Source organism: Vibrio sp. QJM3NY_21 (genome assembly GCF_057785975.1).
Genome location: NZ_CM173513.1, coordinates 3,495,231 through 3,511,837, shown reverse-complemented (window position 1 = coordinate 3,511,837; position 16,607 = coordinate 3,495,231). Strand labels below are relative to the sequence as shown.

The 16,607-nt window shown below is 44.8% G+C and carries 10 protein-coding genes and 1 pseudogene; 5 read left to right on the top strand and 6 right to left on the bottom strand.

Annotated elements, in window-relative coordinates:
- Positions 1-114 precede the first annotated feature (114 nt).
- Positions 115-1,473 (top strand): bifunctional UDP-N-acetylglucosamine diphosphorylase/glucosamine-1-phosphate N-acetyltransferase GlmU, encoded by a 1,359-nt coding sequence (gene glmU / locus AC3CID_RS15745; RefSeq protein WP_004735743.1) that lies wholly within the window; start codon positions 115-117, stop codon positions 1,471-1,473.
- 125 nt (positions 1,474-1,598) lie between these two features.
- Here glmU and punC read toward each other — a convergent pair whose 3' ends face one another.
- Positions 1,599-2,810 (bottom strand): purine nucleoside transporter PunC, encoded by a 1,212-nt coding sequence (punC, locus tag AC3CID_RS15740; protein ID WP_488526750.1) that lies wholly within the window; start codon positions 2,808-2,810, stop codon positions 1,599-1,601.
- 163 nt (positions 2,811-2,973) lie between these two features.
- Here punC and punR point away from each other — a divergent pair, with 163 nt between their 5' ends.
- The gene (gene punR, locus AC3CID_RS15735) at positions 2,974-3,888 is read left to right on the top strand and encodes a DNA-binding transcriptional activator PunR (RefSeq protein ID WP_004735746.1); all 915 of its coding nucleotides are present in this window, start codon (positions 2,974-2,976) and stop codon (positions 3,886-3,888) included.
- Positions 3,889-3,985: 97 nt separating this feature from the next.
- Here the strand turns inward: punR and ilvA are convergent, their stop codons facing one another.
- The 5 genes from ilvA to ilvG are packed head-to-tail and all read right to left on the bottom strand — an operon-like array spanning position 3,986 to position 10,321.
- The gene (gene ilvA / locus AC3CID_RS15730) at positions 3,986-5,530 is read right to left on the bottom strand and encodes a threonine ammonia-lyase, biosynthetic (protein WP_488526749.1); all 1,545 of its coding nucleotides are present in this window, start codon (positions 5,528-5,530) and stop codon (positions 3,986-3,988) included.
- 2 nt (positions 5,531-5,532) lie between these two features.
- Positions 5,533-7,374 carry a dihydroxy-acid dehydratase gene (ilvD, locus tag AC3CID_RS15725; RefSeq protein ID WP_054548317.1) on the bottom strand — a complete coding sequence of 614 codons (1,842 nt, stop codon included), beginning with the start codon at positions 7,372-7,374 and terminating at the stop codon, positions 5,533-5,535.
- A 33-nt stretch (positions 7,375-7,407) separates the two neighbouring features.
- Positions 7,408-8,376 carry a branched-chain amino acid transaminase gene (locus AC3CID_RS15720; RefSeq protein ID WP_065205707.1) on the bottom strand — a complete coding sequence of 323 codons (969 nt, stop codon included), beginning with the start codon at positions 8,374-8,376 and terminating at the stop codon, positions 7,408-7,410.
- 12 nt (positions 8,377-8,388) lie between these two features.
- The gene (gene ilvM / locus AC3CID_RS15715) at positions 8,389-8,673 is read right to left on the bottom strand and encodes an acetolactate synthase 2 small subunit (RefSeq protein ID WP_017077311.1); all 285 of its coding nucleotides are present in this window, start codon (positions 8,671-8,673) and stop codon (positions 8,389-8,391) included.
- A 1-nt stretch (position 8,674) separates the two neighbouring features.
- On the bottom strand, positions 8,675-10,321 hold the full coding sequence (gene ilvG, locus AC3CID_RS15710; protein WP_488526748.1) for an acetolactate synthase 2 catalytic subunit: 1,647 nt from the start codon (positions 10,319-10,321) through the stop codon (positions 8,675-8,677).
- A 472-nt stretch (positions 10,322-10,793) separates the two neighbouring features.
- Here ilvG and AC3CID_RS15705 point away from each other — a divergent pair.
- The 3 genes and pseudogenes from AC3CID_RS15705 to AC3CID_RS15695 all read left to right on the top strand — a co-directional run.
- Positions 10,794-11,705: pseudogene (locus AC3CID_RS15705) on the top strand (YifB family Mg chelatase-like AAA ATPase); the annotation flags it as partial.
- Between the two features lie 154 nt (positions 11,706-11,859).
- Positions 11,860-14,202, top strand: coding sequence for a hypothetical protein (locus AC3CID_RS15700; protein ID WP_488526747.1), 2,343 nt, complete (start codon positions 11,860-11,862; stop codon positions 14,200-14,202).
- Entirely contained in the window at positions 14,196-16,607 is a 2,412-nt protein-coding gene (locus AC3CID_RS15695; RefSeq protein WP_488526746.1) for an integrase, read from the top strand. The genes AC3CID_RS15700 and AC3CID_RS15695 overlap by 7 nt, the downstream gene beginning before the upstream one ends.

Genomic DNA, 16,607 nt, shown 5'->3' with positions numbered 1-16,607 from the left:
GGAAATGTTCAGTTTTACGTATCAGTAATGGTTTAGTTGCCATTGATATTTAATTTTTTGGCTAAAAACGGTTACAATGTCGGCTTAATAAAAATAATGTTGGATAGGTTTACAATGAAGTTTAGCGCGGTAATTCTCGCAGCGGGCAAAGGCACTCGCATGTATTCAAACACACCAAAGGTTCTGCATACTCTTGCGGGTAAGCCGATGGTTAAACATGTTATCGATACCTGTAATGGTCTTGGTGCTCAAAACATCAACTTGGTTTACGGTCACGGTGGTGATCAGATGAAGGCTACTTTAGCTGAAGAATCGGTAAACTGGGCACTGCAAGCTGAGCAGTTGGGTACTGGCCACGCTGTGGATCAGGCATCTGCACATTTCGCTGATGATGAAAAAGTACTTGTGCTATACGGTGATGTTCCATTGATTTCACCTCAAACCATTGAAAACCTATTAGACGCTCAACCAAATGGTGGCATCGCGCTACTTACGGTCGTGTTAGACAACCCAATGGGCTACGGTCGTATTATTCGTCGTAATGGTCCTGTTGTTGCTATCGTTGAACAAAAAGACGCAACCGATGAGCAGAAGCTTATCAAAGAGATCAACACTGGCGTTATGGTTGCGACTGGTGGCGATCTGAAGCGTTGGTTGTCTGGTCTAAGCAACGACAACGCACAGGGTGAATACTACCTGACTGACGTTATCGCAGCGGCTCACGATGAAGGTCGTGCAGTAGAAGCTGTACACCCAGTAAGCCCAATTGAAGTTGAAGGCGTGAACGACCGCTCTCAACTGGCTCGTTTAGAGCGCGCTTATCAAGCTGAGCAAGCCGACAAACTATTGAAGCAAGGCGTTATGCTACGTGACCCAAGCCGCTTTGATCTACGCGGTGAATTGCAGTGCGGTATGGATGTTGAGATTGATACTAACGTTATCATTGAAGGTAGCGTAAGCATTGGTGACAACGTGGTTATCGGTACAGGTTGTGTATTGAAAGACTGTGAGATCGATGACAACACCATCGTGCGTCCATACAGTGTAATTGAAGGTGCAACGGTCGGTGAAGACTGTACGGTTGGTCCTTTCACTCGTCTACGTCCTGGTGCTGACATGCGTAATAACTCGCACGTTGGTAACTTTGTCGAAATGAAGAACACTCGCCTTGGTGAAGGCTCTAAAGCGAATCACCTAACGTACTTAGGCGATGCTGAAATTGGTCAGCGCGTAAACGTGGGTGCAGGTGCTATCACTTGTAACTATGATGGCGCAAACAAGTTTAAGACCATCATCGGCGATGACGTATTCGTTGGCTCAGATAGTCAATTAATTGCTCCAGTTACTATTGGTAATGGCGCTACGGTTGGTGCTGGCTCTACAGTAACTCGTGATGTTGCTGAAAATGAGTTAGTTATCAGCCGTGCTAAAGAACGTAAGATTGCTGATTGGAAACGTCCAACTAAGAAGTAAGTACTAACGTCCAAAAATATTCTGATATAAGCCAGTAGCAATGCTACTGGCTGCTTTCTAAATAACTTTAGATATAAAAAAAGAGCGAGATTACTCGCTCTTTTTTGTTTTCGTTAAACGAGAAACTAGTCTTGCTTATCGTCAACAACCACTCGAGAGTTATCTGGTGTTGCGAAGTGTTCAGAAAGCTCTTTGTTCGAAACAATATAGCCAATCCACAATGCACCTAAACAAATCACTACCGCGATACCTGTTGCGCTTAGTGCTTGGCTTGCCATTGCTGCAACCAATGCACTTGCTAGGCCACTAATACTGATTTGCAGGCTGTTTTGTAAGCCAGCCGCTGTCGCAGGGCTCTGTTTCGCGCTTGATAGGGCACGGTTTACTACGATTGGGTAAAGTGCGCCATTCGCTACGGCAATTAGACAGAAAGGTGCCAGTAGAGGCCAGATTGAAGTCAGTTCCCATTGTGATGCAATGAAAATCAGTAATGCAGCAACACTAAACAAACCAATAAGATTTCTTAGTACCACACCATCGCCATACTTCTTCACAGCCTGCTTACCGAAGTAACCACCCGCCATAAATGCAATGGTTTGTGGAATAAAGCTCAAACCGATGTCTTTTGCTTCATAACCCAGCTGAGCCATGATCTCTGGCATACCGGTTAGGTAAGCGAAGAACGCTGCTGACGCAGAAGCAAACATCAACACATTACCCATGTAAGGCTTTGAATGAAGCAGTGCTTTGATATCGGTTTTGATCGACGTTTGTTTTACTTCTGGCGCTTCTTTTGGTTGAGCCATGGTCGTTGCGATCAACAATGCGCCCATTAGCGTCAGTGTGATAAAGATACTGTGCCAACCAAAGCTATCTGCTAGCAACACACCCAGTTGCGGTGCTAATGCTGGAGATAGCGCTACTAGAGGCATGATAGTCGCAAAAATTTGCTGGCTGCTGCTTTGAGAGTAACGCTTAATAACCATTGCTTGCCAAATTACCGCAGGCGCACACACACCGATCGCTTGAATGAAGCGCAGTGTTAGTAGGTGCCATACCTCGGTGCTGAATGCTAAGCCGAATGAAGCTGCAGTAAAGATAACAAGACCAACCGCTAGCGTATTACGGTGACCATACTTGTCACTCGCCAGGCCCCAAAGAAGCTGACCCATTGCCATACCACCAAGGAATACGGTTAGAGACAGAGCAATCTGCTCTGGACCAGTTGCAAAATCGACTTCCATTGCCTTAAATGCAGGAAGGTACATATCGGTCGCAATAAAGCCAAGCATGGAAAGAACTGCAAGGTAGACCAATTGAAATTTAGAAATATTCATAAGATGCCATTAAGCTAAAGGTAGTGATGTTTTTATCATCAAAAAAATTGTTAGATATTCAGGAGTAAGAACCCCTGTTTATTTATGCTGACATTCTATTTTTCAGAGCTGATAAAATAAAACGCTAAAATATGTAGTTATCAATCAAAAAATTTGAAGGCTTATGTTCTCTAAATCCTCGTTAGAAATGCTTGATACCGTTGCTCGCTTGGGCAGCTTCACTGCGGCTGCAGAGCAATTGCACAAAGTGCCATCGGCGATCAGCTATGGGGTTAGGCAGGTAGAGCAAGAGCTTGATGTTCTACTTTTCAGACGCTTACCAAGAAAAGTAGAGCTGACGCCTGCTGGGGAGCTGTTTATTGAAGAGGCTCGTCAACTGCTGAGACAGATGGAAGAACTCAGTGCGCAAACTCGCCGAGCTGCGCGTGGTTGGAAGAAAACCTTACGTCTAACCCTTGATAACGTGGTTAAGCTCGACAAGATGAAGCCTATGATTGAAGAGTTTTATCAAACCTTTGAGTTCGCTGAGCTGCAGATCAACATGGAAGTGTTTAATGGTTCTTGGGAAGCTATTGCACAGGGTAGGGCCGATGTCGTCATTGGCGCCACTTCGGCGATTCCGGTTGGCGGTGACTTTGAAGTTAAGGATATGGGGCGGTTAGATTGGGCATTTGTAATGTCACCCAGTCATCCGTGTGTGCGAGAGCAAAACCTTAATGAAGCCTTTGTTAGCCAGTATCCTGCGATCTGCTTGGATGATACCTCTAGCGTACTGCCAAAGCGTCACACTGGCCATTATGCGAGTCAGAGACGTCTTCTATTACCGAACTGGTACAGTGCGATAGAGTGCCTCAAGAATGGTGTTGGGGTGGGTTACATGCCAAGGCATATTGCCGCGCCTATTATCGAACAAGGCTTGCTGGTGGAAAAAATATTACCAGAGCCTAGCCCACAGAGTCACTGTTGTTTGGTGTGGCGAAAAGACGATAACCATAAATTGATCGAATGGATGGTCAAATATCTAGGATCAAGTGAACAGCTTCACCAAGATTGGTTAGATCATCGTAAAGCACTTTAATGATCTATTTGAAATAAGATCGTGTGAGGTTTATCGGAAACGCTCAAATAAAAAGAGCGAGTTAATACTCGCTCTTTTTGGTTCGATAGCTTAACTCTTAAGACAAGAAGAACTTGTAGGAAGGGTTGTCTGTTTCATCTTTGCACTGGTAGCCAAGTTCTTCTAAGTGTGTAGAGAACTGAGCTAAATCGTCATCACCGAGCTCGAAGCCACACAGCACACGACCGTAGTCGGCACCGTGGTTACGATAGTTGAACAGGCTGATATTCCAGTGAGTACCTAAGGTATCAAGGAATTTAATCAATGCACCTGGGTATTCTGGGAACTCAAAGCTGTATAGGCGTTCTTTCAGGGTTTTCGATGGTTTACCGCCAATCATGTAGCGAATGTGCAGTTTTGCCATCTCATCATCTGAGAGATCGACAACCGGGTAGCCGCCTTCACGTAGGTCATTGATGATGTGCTCGAGCTCTTCTTGTCCACCTTGCAGACGTACACCAACGAAGATATTCGCTAGGCTTTCGTCGTTGTGGCGGTAGTTAAACTCAGTCACCGCTCGACCACCAATAATGTTACAGAACTCTAGGAACGCACCTTGTCGCTCTGGAATCGTCACCGCAAGTAGACCTTCTCGCTTCTCACCCAATTCACAACGTTCAGAGACATAACGCAGACCGTGGAAGTTGGTGTTCGCACCAGACAGTACCGTTGCTAGTTGCTTATTTTGCAGTTGGTTTTGTTCTGCAAACTTCTTCAAGCCAGCCAGAGCAAGCGCTCCTGAAGGCTCAGCAATTGCACGGGTATCTTCAAAGATGTCCTTTACCGCAGAGCAAATTTCATCGCTGGAGACGGTAATATGACCATCAATGTACTGTTGGCAAAGACGGAAGGTTTCTTCACCAATGCGTTTAACCGCAACACCATCAGCAAACATGCTGACCTGATCCAGTACCACTGGTTCACCCGCATCCAGTGCTGCTTTCAAGCAAGCCGAGTCTTCAGGCTCTACCGCAATCACTTTAATCTCTGGCATCAGTTGTTTGATAAGCACTGCAACACCAGCGGCTAAGCCACCACCACCAACCGGCACAAAGATATAATCCATGTGGCCGTTTTGCTGCAGCATCTCCATACCCATCGTACCTTGCCCTGCAATCACGAGTGGGTGATCGAAAGGTGGAACAAAGGTGAAGCCATGTTCAGCCGACAGACGTTCCGCTTCCGCTTTCGCTTCATCGAAATTACTGCCGTGTAAAACGACCTTACCGCCAAATCCGCGTACTGCATCAACCTTGATATCCGGTGTCGTTTTTGGCATCACGATTGTGGTTTGAATACCCAACTTAGAGCCAGATAACGCCATTCCTTGTGCGTGATTCCCTGCGGATGCTGCGATAACACCGGCTGCTTTCTGTTGTTCAGAAAGGCTTGAAACCATGTTGTAAGCACCGCGCAGCTTAAACGAGTGTACCGGCTGACGGTCTTCTCGTTTTAGCTGAACCTGATTACCGATACGAGCGCTTAAGCGTGGCATATCTTGCAGAGGTGTCACGATTGCCGCTTCGTAAACCGGAGCTCTCAGGATCTGGCGCAGATAATCTGCGCCACTTTGTTTTTTGGGACTGGAGGTGTCATCACTCATAGTTAGCCCTCAAGCTTAGACTTATCACGCACAGCGCCTTTGTCGGCACTGGTCGCCATACTTGCGTAAGCTTTCAGTGCGAAAGATACTTCACGTTGACGGTTTTCTGGTTTCCAGCCTAGAGCATCTTGCTTAACACGACGCGCTTCTAGTTCTGCTTCTGGAACATCAAGCGTGATTGAGCGGCTAGGGATATCGATAGTGATGATATCGCCTGTGTTCACTAGACCAATTACACCACCGCTTGCTGCTTCTGGAGAAGCGTGACCGATAGACAGACCTGATGTACCACCAGAGAAACGACCATCGGTTAGAAGAGCACAAGACTTGCCTAGACCCATCGATTTTAGGTAAGTCGTTGGGTAGAGCATTTCTTGCATACCCGGTCCGCCTTTAGGACCTTCGTAACGAATGACAACCACTTCGCCTGCTTTTACTTTACCCGCTAAGATGCCTTCTACTGCCGTATCTTGGCTTTCGAATACGATTGCAGGACCTTGGAATTTAAGGTTTTCTTCATCAACACCCGCGGTCTTAACGATACAACCATCAACGGCGATGTTACCTGAAAGTACCGCTAGGCCACCTTCTTGGCTGAATGCGTTTTCTTTGGTACGAATACAACCTTCTTTGCGGTCGTCATCTAGACGATCCCAACGGCAATCTTGTGAGAAGGCTTTGGTGGTACGGATGCCTGCAGGACCTGCACGGAAGAACTTAAGCACGGCTTCGTCTTCTGTTTGCATGATGTCGTATTGAGCGAGCTGCTCTTGCATGCTTAAGCCAAGTACGGTGCGAGTTTGATTATTCAGTAGGCCAGCACGATCAAGCTCACCTAGGATGGCCATTACGCCACCAGCACGGTGAACGTCTTCCATGTGGTATTTAGGTGTTGAAGGAGCAACCTTACATAGGTGTGGAACACGGCGAGACATCGCATCAATATCATCCATATCGAAATCGATGTCGCCTTCTTGAGCTGCTGCTAAAAGGTGAAGAACGGTGTTACTAGAACCACCCATTGCGATATCAAGCGCCATCGCATTATCAAAGGCTGCGCGGTTTGCGATGTTGCGTGGCAGTGCTGATTCGTCGTCTTGCTCGTAGTAACGCTTGGTTAGATCAACGATGCGCTTACCGGCATTGATGAACAGTTCTTCACGGTCTGCGTGTGTCGCCAGCATAGAACCGTTACCTGGCTGAGATAGCCCCAGAGCTTCTGTTAGACAGTTCATTGAGTTAGCTGTGAACATACCTGAACATGAGCCACAGGTTGGACATGCAGAACGTTCTACTTGCTCACTTTGCTCATCTGAAATCGTTGGATCGGCACCTTGGATCATTGCATCAACAAGGTCGAGCTTGATGATCTGATCTGAAAGCTTGGTTTTACCTGCTTCCATTGGGCCGCCTGATACAAAGATCACTGGGATGTTAAGGCGCATTGCAGCCATCATCATTCCCGGAGTGATTTTGTCACAGTTAGAGATACACACCATTGCGTCCGCACAGTGTGCATTGACCATGTATTCTACTGAGTCTGCAATAAGCTCACGTGATGGCAGTGAGTAAAGCATGCCGCCGTGGCCCATTGCGATACCATCATCGACTGCGATGGTGTTGAATTCTTTAGCGATACCGCCCGCTTTCTCGATTTCACCCGCAACCAGTTGACCCATATCTTTAAGGTGAACGTGGCCTGGTACGAATTGAGTGAAAGAGTTTACAACCGCGATGATTGGCTTACCGAAGTCATCATCTTTAACGCCAGTTGCACGCCATAAAGCGCGCGCACCAGCCATGTTGCGTCCGTGGGTTGTCGTTGCTGAACGATAGATTGGCATTGTTTAAATCCTTATAAAATATTTGGCTGTTGCTTACTTATTTGTTTGTGTTTGGTTTTCTGACGCATGGTCTGCTGGATAAACGTAGTCTAACCAGCCCCACTTATCTTCAGTGGTTCCATTGAATAAACCAAAGTAAGCTGCTTGAACTTTTTCAGTGATAGGACCGCGTTTGCCTTCACCTACTGTAATTTTGTCTACACTGCGAACCGGAACGATCTCTGCAGCTGTGCCTGTCATGAATACTTCATCGGCAAGGTATAGCGCTTCACGAGCAATGTTTTCTTCACGGATTTCGTAACCCATGTCTTTTGCTAGTGTCATGATTGAATCACGGGTGATGCCCGGTAGAATCGCGCTGGTTGCTGGTGGCGTTGATAACACACCGTTACGAATCACAAATATGTTCTCGCCAGCACCTTCTGAAAGGTAACCATCGACGCTCAGTGCGATACCTTCATCGTAACCATGACGACGAGCTTCACCACCAACCAGTAATGAAGATAGGTAGTTACCACCAGCTTTCGCAGCGGTAGGGATAGTATTTGGAGCGGCACGATTCCAGCTTGAAATCATCGCATCTACACCATTCTCTAGCGCTTCTTCACCTAGGTAAGAACCCCAAGGGAACGCAGCGATGATCAGATCCATCTCAGTATTTTCTGGCGGACACACACCCAAACCAACATTACCTACAAAGCCCAGTGGACGTATGTACGCAGACTGTAGCTTATTTTGGCGCAGCGTTTCGCGAGTCGCTTCCATAATTTCTTCCTCAGTAAAAGGAATAGGAAAGCGGTAGATTTTCGCTGAGTCTTTTAGGCGTCTTGCATGCTCTGGGTGACGGAAGATTACCGGCCCTTTTGGCGTGTTGTAACAACGAACACCTTCAAACACAGAAGTACCGTAGTGCATTGCGTGAGTCAGGACGTGAACGTTCGCCTCTGCCCAAGGAACCATTTCACCGTTAAACCAAATATAGTCTGCTGTTTTAGCTGTCATGTTTGCGGTTCCTTATGCGTTTATCTTTTGCTGTAAGTTGTTGTTTGGCAATTCATTACGACTGATAGAGATAACGTCAACGGAACGTACATCCCACAGCTTTTCGATTTGGTTTACCAAAAAAGAGATCGGACGGTCACTGTCGACAATGATCTCTACACTCGCCACTTTGCTTTCGTGGTTTTGAGTGCCCGCAACTTGCTTAACAATGAAGCCACGGTGACGAATAACACGAAGAACACGCTCTAGTAGTACTGGCTTATCATCGGCTTTGATGTCTAATAGGTATCTTTTCATGTTATGTGTTCTCCAACATCTCACTGTTTGAAGCACCTGGCGGTACTAGTGGCCATACGTTTTCTTCTTCATCGATAAGAACATGAAGTAGGTAAGCGGTTTTGCTTTCTAGCATCTCTTTCAATGCTGGTTCTACTTCTTCTTTACGCGTGATGGTTTTGCCCGGAATATCAAATGCTTTCGCGAGCATGACGAAATCAGGGTTGTCATCCAAGATGGTTTCACTGTGTCGGCCATCAAAGAACAGAGATTGCCATTGGCGAACCATGCCTAAGCGAGAGTTATTCAGAAGCACCATCTTCACTGGGATCTGACGACGCTTTAGCGTGCCAAGCTCTTGTATGTTCATCATGAATGAACCATCACCAGAGATAAGAATCGATTGGTCATCAGGACGGCCAACCGATGCACCCATAGCGGCTGGTAAACCAAAGCCCATAGTGCCTAAACCGGCTGAGGTGATGAAGTTTTGTGGATCGCGAGGCTGAATGTGCTGAGCAGCCCACATCTGATGTTGGCCAACATCCGTCGAAATGATAGAGCTTGCTGGCATCATGTCTGATAGCTGCTTTAGTAGTAGTGGAGCAAAGATCAGATCACCAGGGTGGTCGTAACGCCACTTGAATGAGCTACGAAGGCCTTCTGAGTGGTGAACCCAAGATGAGATGTCTTGGCTCAGTTCTAGTTGAGGCATGATCTTGTTGATGTCACCGCGAATTGGCGCATCAGCAAGGCGCAGTTTACTGAACTCTGCCGCATCGATATCGATATGGATAACTTTCGCGTGTGGTGCGAAGGTATCAAGCTTGCCGGTTACTCGGTCATCAAAACGAGCGCCAACAACAATCAACAGGTCACTCTCTTGAACCACTAGGTTTGCGGCTTTAGTACCGTGCATGCCCAGCATACCAAGGTAGTGCGGGTCATCACGCTCAATGGTGCCTAAGCCTTTTAGTGTACTAACCGCAGGCATTGGGTTCAGACGTAAAAACTCACGAACTGCGTCGGTTGCTTTAGCCAGTTGAACGCCACCACCTACATATAGAACAGGACGAGTCGCTTGAGATAGGAAGTGTTGTGCTTGTTCAATCGCGTCAGTTGTCGCAACAGGAATGGCTGGTGGCGTAAATTCAGGAAGAATTTTAACGGGTGCTTCTGCTAATTGAACATCTTTGGCGATGTCGACAATAACCGGGCCTGGACGACCTGATTTTGCAACGATAAATGCTTCAGCGAGTGTTGGAGCAAGATCTTCAATATCGGTAACGAGGTAGCTGTGTTTAGTACATGACAGAGACATACCAATCACATCCATTTCTTGGAATGCGTCGGTACCTATGTGGGAGCTCGCAACTTGGCCTGTGATGGCAACCAGTGGGATGGAATCCATAAAAGCATCAGCAAGGCCTGTGACTAGGTTAGTTGCACCTGGGCCTGAGGTTGCCATACAAACCGCCACGTCTTGCGTTGCTCGAGCCATACCGATAGCGGCCATTGCAGCGCCTTGCTCATGGCGGCATAGGATATGTTCAACCCCGCCGTCATAGAGTGCATCGTAGATTGGCATGATGGCACCGCCTGGGTAACCAAATACGGTCTCAATGCCTTGTTGCTTGAGTGCGGATACGACCAGTTCTGCGCCTTTCATCGTAATTCCTCCGTATTACCTTTATTTTGGTAATTGTTTCCATTGTCTTTGCACATCTTGTGCTCCCATTCTTCCTGTAAATCGGCAAGGCCGAAAATAATAAAAATTATAAAAATCGAATCGCTAAATTAGAAAAAACCCCCGGACTTTTCAGTGCGGGGGTTTTTTCTAATTCGTGGTTACTTTCTTCCCACTCGCCCCCGCGCAGTCTTAATAATGACTACGATAATCAGGTTAATCAGTGCGTAAATGCGAGCGTTAAAAATCATAATTTTCGAGTTTTCTCGTTTATTGTCTTCAGTAAAAGTCTACATCTCTAGTGTTATCACACAAATCTGCAGTATGACAAGGAAAATGTCATTCTTTTTTCACATTAAAACACCATTCCACCACGCTATATAACAACCTTATTGCTTTGGTGAGCAACGAATACCCAGAGTGAATACTTTTAAATCAAAGACAAAGGAATGTTATGGGACTCGCGATAATTCATAGCCGAGCTAGTGTGGGAGTAGAGGCACCAGAAGTGACTGTTGAAGTGCATATCAGCAATGGAATGCCCGGTTTTACGTTGGTGGGTTTACCTGAAACGACGGTCAAGGAGTCTAAAGATCGAGTCAGGAGTGCCATCATCAATTCTCGCTTTGAATTTCCATCGAAAAGGATCACAGTCAACCTCGCGCCTGCTGATTTACCCAAGGAGGGAGGACGTTTCGATCTGCCAATCGCGCTTGGGATTTTGGTGGCGTCAGATCAACTTCCGACATCAAAAATAGCTCAACATGAATTTATCGGTGAGTTGGCATTGTCAGGAGAATTGCGCTCGGTAAAGGGCGTTCTGCCTGCGACTTTAGCCGCCGATAGTGTCGAACGATACTTAGTGGTTCCACACCACAATGGTGATCAGGCGGCCTTAGTCGGCAAGGGGGCCCATAAATCAGCGCAAACCTTGCTAGAGGTTTGTGCTGATATGTGTGGCCAGGCTCAGCTTGGTCTATATCGAACCGAACATCATCATGTCGATGTGTCTGATAATCGTGACTTACAAGATATTATTGGCCAGCAGCAAGGTAAGCGAGCACTGGAGATCGCCGCAGCGGGCAACCATAACCTACTTTTTCTCGGCCCGCCCGGAACTGGAAAAACCATGTTGGCTTCTCGATTGCGCGATTTGTTGCCTGAAATGAGTGACGACGAGGCGATGGAAACCGCTTCGGTAGCCTCTTTAACGCAACAAGAGATCAATCAATACAACTGGAAACAACGACCTTTCCGTTCCCCACACCATTCGAGTTCGATGGCAGCATTGGTCGGTGGTGGCTCGATACCTCGCCCCGGTGAGATATCTTTGGCGCATAATGGCTTATTGTTTCTTGATGAGATTTGCCTAATCCCAATAATTAAAATATGTCAAAATGCTGATAATGTCTGAAATATAATGGCTTATTTTTGATTTTTGATTTCTCTCACTTTGATAGTTGTCAATCTGACAACTAGACTGATTACTAGCTGTCAATTTGAATCTATAGGGGGGGATTGTGAATATCAAAACACTGAATGAGTTGTCTTTATTAAAAACGGCGCTGTCAGTCGAATACTCTAACTATCTAAAGTTTGCTGCTGAACTCTTAATTAACAAGAAAGATATACAAGCAACATTGAATGTTTATGCAGCTTACTGCTACTTGGTTGAAAAAGGTAACTATACAGCATTTGAGATTTTGAGTGACTCGTACGCACTCAATGTACATTTTCGGTTGCTAGTTGGTTTCGTTTATAGACACGATGAAATCACATCCGAGCGCAGATACACTTTGTGTAAAAAACTAACAACCCTTTTTCGCTACATTGCACAAGATAAGCAATTGAGACTGGATGAGATAAACCTATCAAAAAGTAAAATTACAGATGACGCATCGAATTGTGTATCGCAGTATGGCAGTCTTAAGAAAGATAAAGCAAAAGTTGACTACTTAAATGGCTGGAAGGTGACATCAAAAGAAGGCAAAAGCGTCGAGGCTCATCTTGATACGCTTTATGTGAATTTTGGTGAAGTGTTTACAAACAAAGTCTACCTTGCTTTAAAAAACTATGCCTATACACAAAAATCAACAAGCTTGATTCATATATTACAAGTGCTAAAAAAATTGTTTATCGGCATGTCTATTGTTTATAACGAACGTAACGGAGCAACAATAGAAGTCCTCTTGAGCAGCAATCAAGTGCAGCACTTTTTCCACAAGATTTTTAAAGTGCTATTCGTGCGCTCCCAAGCAGCCCAGCACTGCCCCAAGAAATTTCATGCTAAGTGGCGAGAGGCAATTCACCATTATACAAGGTGCTTTATCAGCCAAGGTGTTTTCGCTGAACCTCACAAGCCATTCATCGTTCCAGATTGGAAAGAGCCGAAAGATGCTGCTCCCACTTTCTCTGTAGGTGGTAATGCTACTCAATCAGAAAATCGCAGATGGTTCTCTAACATCCCAATCACAATTAAAGATGAAGAGGCAGTTTCAATTATTCAACAACGTATTGATCGAGATATGGCGCATATCAGGCATATATGTTTCTTGAAGTTTAAGGAACTTTTAGAGCGAGAAGATAGAAATAAAGTCTTTGTAAAAAGTGGCTTAGTTAAGCCACTTAACGACACTAAAGGTAAAGTTCAATATAACCATTTTGTCGGTGAAGATAAGTTAGACAACACCGTCGCGACCTTTTATGCACACGGTATAGCTGCGAAAGCTCATGGCTATCCATCATTTTTGGGTTTTCAGAGTAATGCTAGACAGCTTTGCACTGAGTTGAATTTACCCACTAGCTCAACACTGAATGCTCTTTTGACCCTGCTTGTTATGGAACACCCTTTGATAACCCCCTCTTGGTTAGAAAAGTGGGAGCTATTTGACGCAAATGGTAATCAGGTTGGCTACAAGCAAGTGGGTACTGAGCACATTGCGGTAAGTTACAAATCGCGTAAAGGCTCAGCCAATGCGCAACAGGACGTTGTGCTCAATGATATTTCTAAATCTATCGTTGAGTTCTTAATACGGCATACTCACACGAGTCGTCAATACCTAAAAGATACAGGGAATGTAAATTGGCGGAAGATGATTTTGACCGCAACCGCTTCTAATGTAATTTGTCCAAGCAACCTCAACACAACTCTTCATTGGGCAACTGATTTTTATCAGACTCTCCAAAATGAATCGCTCTTTGATAAGAACAGTGATATCTCCCTAAAGGACGCTAAAGCTATTTCTGAGATTCACTCATTAAGATCGATTAGACGACACAGAGGTCTTCAAATTTACTTGGAAACACGTTCAATGGATGCGGTTGCGGAGATGCTAGGTCATGAAGAAAAAGATGTAACGTTATTGACTTCTTACCTTCCTAAACCACTAATGGATTTCTTTAATTCACGTTGGATACGTCAGTTTCAGAGCGCTATTTTACTTGAAGCCATGAAAGATTCTATGTACCGATTTGATGCCGTTAATATGGGGGCTCAAGATATCGAAGAGTTTTTATGTAATCACGGCATTAGTAATATTCCTGAGCATTTCGAACATGGTTTTGAACAACAAGCCACAAGTGATAATGAAGCCTCAAAATCGTTAGTATTTGATCAGTTGACATATACGATCTCCACACCTCTATTGCAGCTACTAATGGCGATACGCCTTGTTGTTGAGAGTAGTGAAGATGAGGACTCTTTTTTAGATGCAGTTTCCCACTGGTATCAATCAGCGGTATTTGTCTTAGATACTCTGAGCTCTGGCAAGCACAGTGTAGATGAGGATTTGATAGAAATGCTCGATATTGCAACCAGTAACAAACTGAATACTGATTCAATTAAAGGAGCGTTGTTATGTTAAGTGTTGCCGACGATAATCCCTCTATTACTAATCTTATTGAGAGCATCGTGCGAGACCACACGAGGTTGGATGGTCTGAGTGTAGATATTCTTGAAGAGATTATAAATTATTCAGTAGTACATGATGACTATCGAGTATTGGATATCATCACCAATATCCATACGGGCATTTACGGCTTCGATGACAGGCAACCTGAGTGGCTAGAGTCCAGTTTTTCTGAAACTAAATGGGTTCTAAAATTTGGAAAAACCCCAAAAACGCTACATTGGGACACCGTGTATTTAGATGATGGAAAGAAGTTAACGGACATAAAGCATCAAAAATTATTAAATAGTTTTAAATACTGGATCACAGCGGCAGACAACCCACTAGATAACGGTGGAAAGATTATTAGTCCAATAACTGCTTACTATAAAGTTAACAAAGTTATTACTCTTATCAATACCATCTTGCTGCACTCGAGGGAGTTAAAGCTGGCTGAATACCACCTTCTGAAAGTTAATGATGACTTTTGGTTGAACATCTTGACTAAATACGCCGAACACGGAAATTTCCAAGGCATGTTCGAGGTCGATAAGCGCACCCAAGTATTACTAGATAGTGCTTCAAAGGGGATTTCGGATGCAGATGTGCAAAAGTTTAAAGATAAGTACCCCTATATTGCTCGGGACGTTGCGCAAGATGAAAGGCTCTTATCTCTAACGGAGAGGGAGAAGGCTTGCGCTTGGCTTTTCGAGCAAGGCTATTATCATGCGGGAGAAGCCGTTAGATACACAGGTAGTACCACTGTGCTGGGTGAACTGTTGTTTGATGGGAAGATGCTTTATCACGACATAAGCTTACCCAGTTATCCTGAGCTCTACCTTAAAGCGGCAAAACGTAACTCAGAATATCGCCCAGTTGATAACAAAGACACTTCATCAGGATTAAATGAACGAACAATAACGCGATACATTGAAGCTATTCGATTTATTCACACCAACCTTGAGCGTGAGGATGCTGCTACTCCCTCAACTATCTCTGAACGTGTCAATGCAGGCTGCATTAGTGAGTTAGTTAGCTTAAAAAAAACGGGACGCACTCGTACTTTACCGCCTAAATTTGTGTTCAATTTAATTCGTCACTGCTATGAGTTTGCCAGAGAGCATCTCATAGCAGATAAGGGTGCTGTGAATTTACTGGATGAAACGCTCACTCTTTTATCTGAAGCAAGAAGTAAATCTGCCGCATCACGCTCCAATATACTCCTTCCCCAACAAAATAGCCGCTCTTGGAGTGAAGAATCACATCGAGGCATGAAGAGCACTGAACGAGGTTACTGGCTTCAAACAGAAGCAATCAATTGCGTAAGTAGTGAGTATCTGAAAAAAGGAATAAAGCAGATTCAAAGCTTTTCTGGAAGCACTGAAAAGCGGCATGAACGTATTCGAGCCAATAAAAGCTTATTTGATTTATTTTCTGTACTTCAAGGAGCTATACAGGTCTTGTTAGGAGCAATAATGGCTCGTAGACAAGATGAGCTAATCACATTGAAACCACACAGTAATCTTTCACCGAATATCACCCCCTTTTCCGAAAAAGGGGCAAAAGTAGAGTACAGCCTGAAGTTTAAAGTAAAGAAAACAGGCTCAAAAGGTGTCAACGCCACTATAGAAAGACCAATCCCTTCCTCTATCGCGAAGTTCATTTGGCAATTGGAGCAATTTAACATCAAAGCGAGCAAGTTAAATCTATCTAGAGGAAAGCTGTCTCTGTTTAACAATATAAATTCAAACCTTTGCCAATTAAGTAGGGTAGTACACACTACCTATAATGCACACCTTGATGCTTTATGTGATTACTTAGAAACGGACTTGGTAGAGTACGATAATGGTGAGTTCCGCCGTAATTATGTTCGTCAACACCAATTGAGACGCTTCTTTGCGATGGCATTTTTCTGGTCTAAAGGGTTTGATGGTATGGATGCTCTGCGTTGGATGCTCGGACACTCAGACATGGAGCATCTATACCACTATATCTCTGAATCGGAGACCGGGGCTGTCCTTAATGGGGCTAAAGCGAGTGTGATTGTTCGTGGTGTAGTTGATGCCACCTCTGAGCTCACCAAGCTAGATGGAATAGAAGAGGTTCGGAAAATTATTGCAGAGCGACTGACAGGTGATAGCTCAACGCCGATTACTATAGAGTCAGTGAGCGAAGCGGCACAAGATTACGATGATGAGTCTTACTTAACCGTCCCTCATATTAGTCAAATTCAAAAAGAGCAGGACATTGAAACAGAGGTTTTTCACCTTCTGGAAGAGGGGCGAATCACACTGGAGCCAGAGTTTTTTACAATAGATGATAGTGATGGCAACGCCACTCAAACCTTTAATCTTATTTTAAAAATCAAAGACCTTGACTAA

Coding starts and splice junctions, on each gene's coding strand:
- AC3CID_RS15695 (WP_488526746.1), top strand. CDS start 14,196: ATGTTAAGTGTTGCCGACGATAATCCCTCTATTACTAATCTTATTGAG.
- AC3CID_RS15720 (WP_065205707.1), bottom strand. CDS start 8,376: ATGACAGCTAAAACAGCAGACTATATTTGGTTTAACGGTGAAATGGTT.
- glmU (WP_004735743.1), top strand. CDS start 115: ATGAAGTTTAGCGCGGTAATTCTCGCAGCGGGCAAAGGCACTCGCATG.
- ilvM (WP_017077311.1), bottom strand. CDS start 8,673: ATGAAAAGATACCTATTAGACATCAAAGCCGATGATAAGCCAGTACTA.
- punR (WP_004735746.1), top strand. CDS start 2,974: ATGTTCTCTAAATCCTCGTTAGAAATGCTTGATACCGTTGCTCGCTTG.
- ilvD (WP_054548317.1), bottom strand. CDS start 7,374: ATGCCAATCTATCGTTCAGCAACGACAACCCACGGACGCAACATGGCT.
- ilvA (WP_488526749.1), bottom strand. CDS start 5,530: ATGAGTGATGACACCTCCAGTCCCAAAAAACAAAGTGGCGCAGATTAT.
- punC (WP_488526750.1), bottom strand. CDS start 2,810: ATGAATATTTCTAAATTTCAATTGGTCTACCTTGCAGTTCTTTCCATG.
- ilvG (WP_488526748.1), bottom strand. CDS start 10,321: ATGAAAGGCGCAGAACTGGTCGTATCCGCACTCAAGCAACAAGGCATT.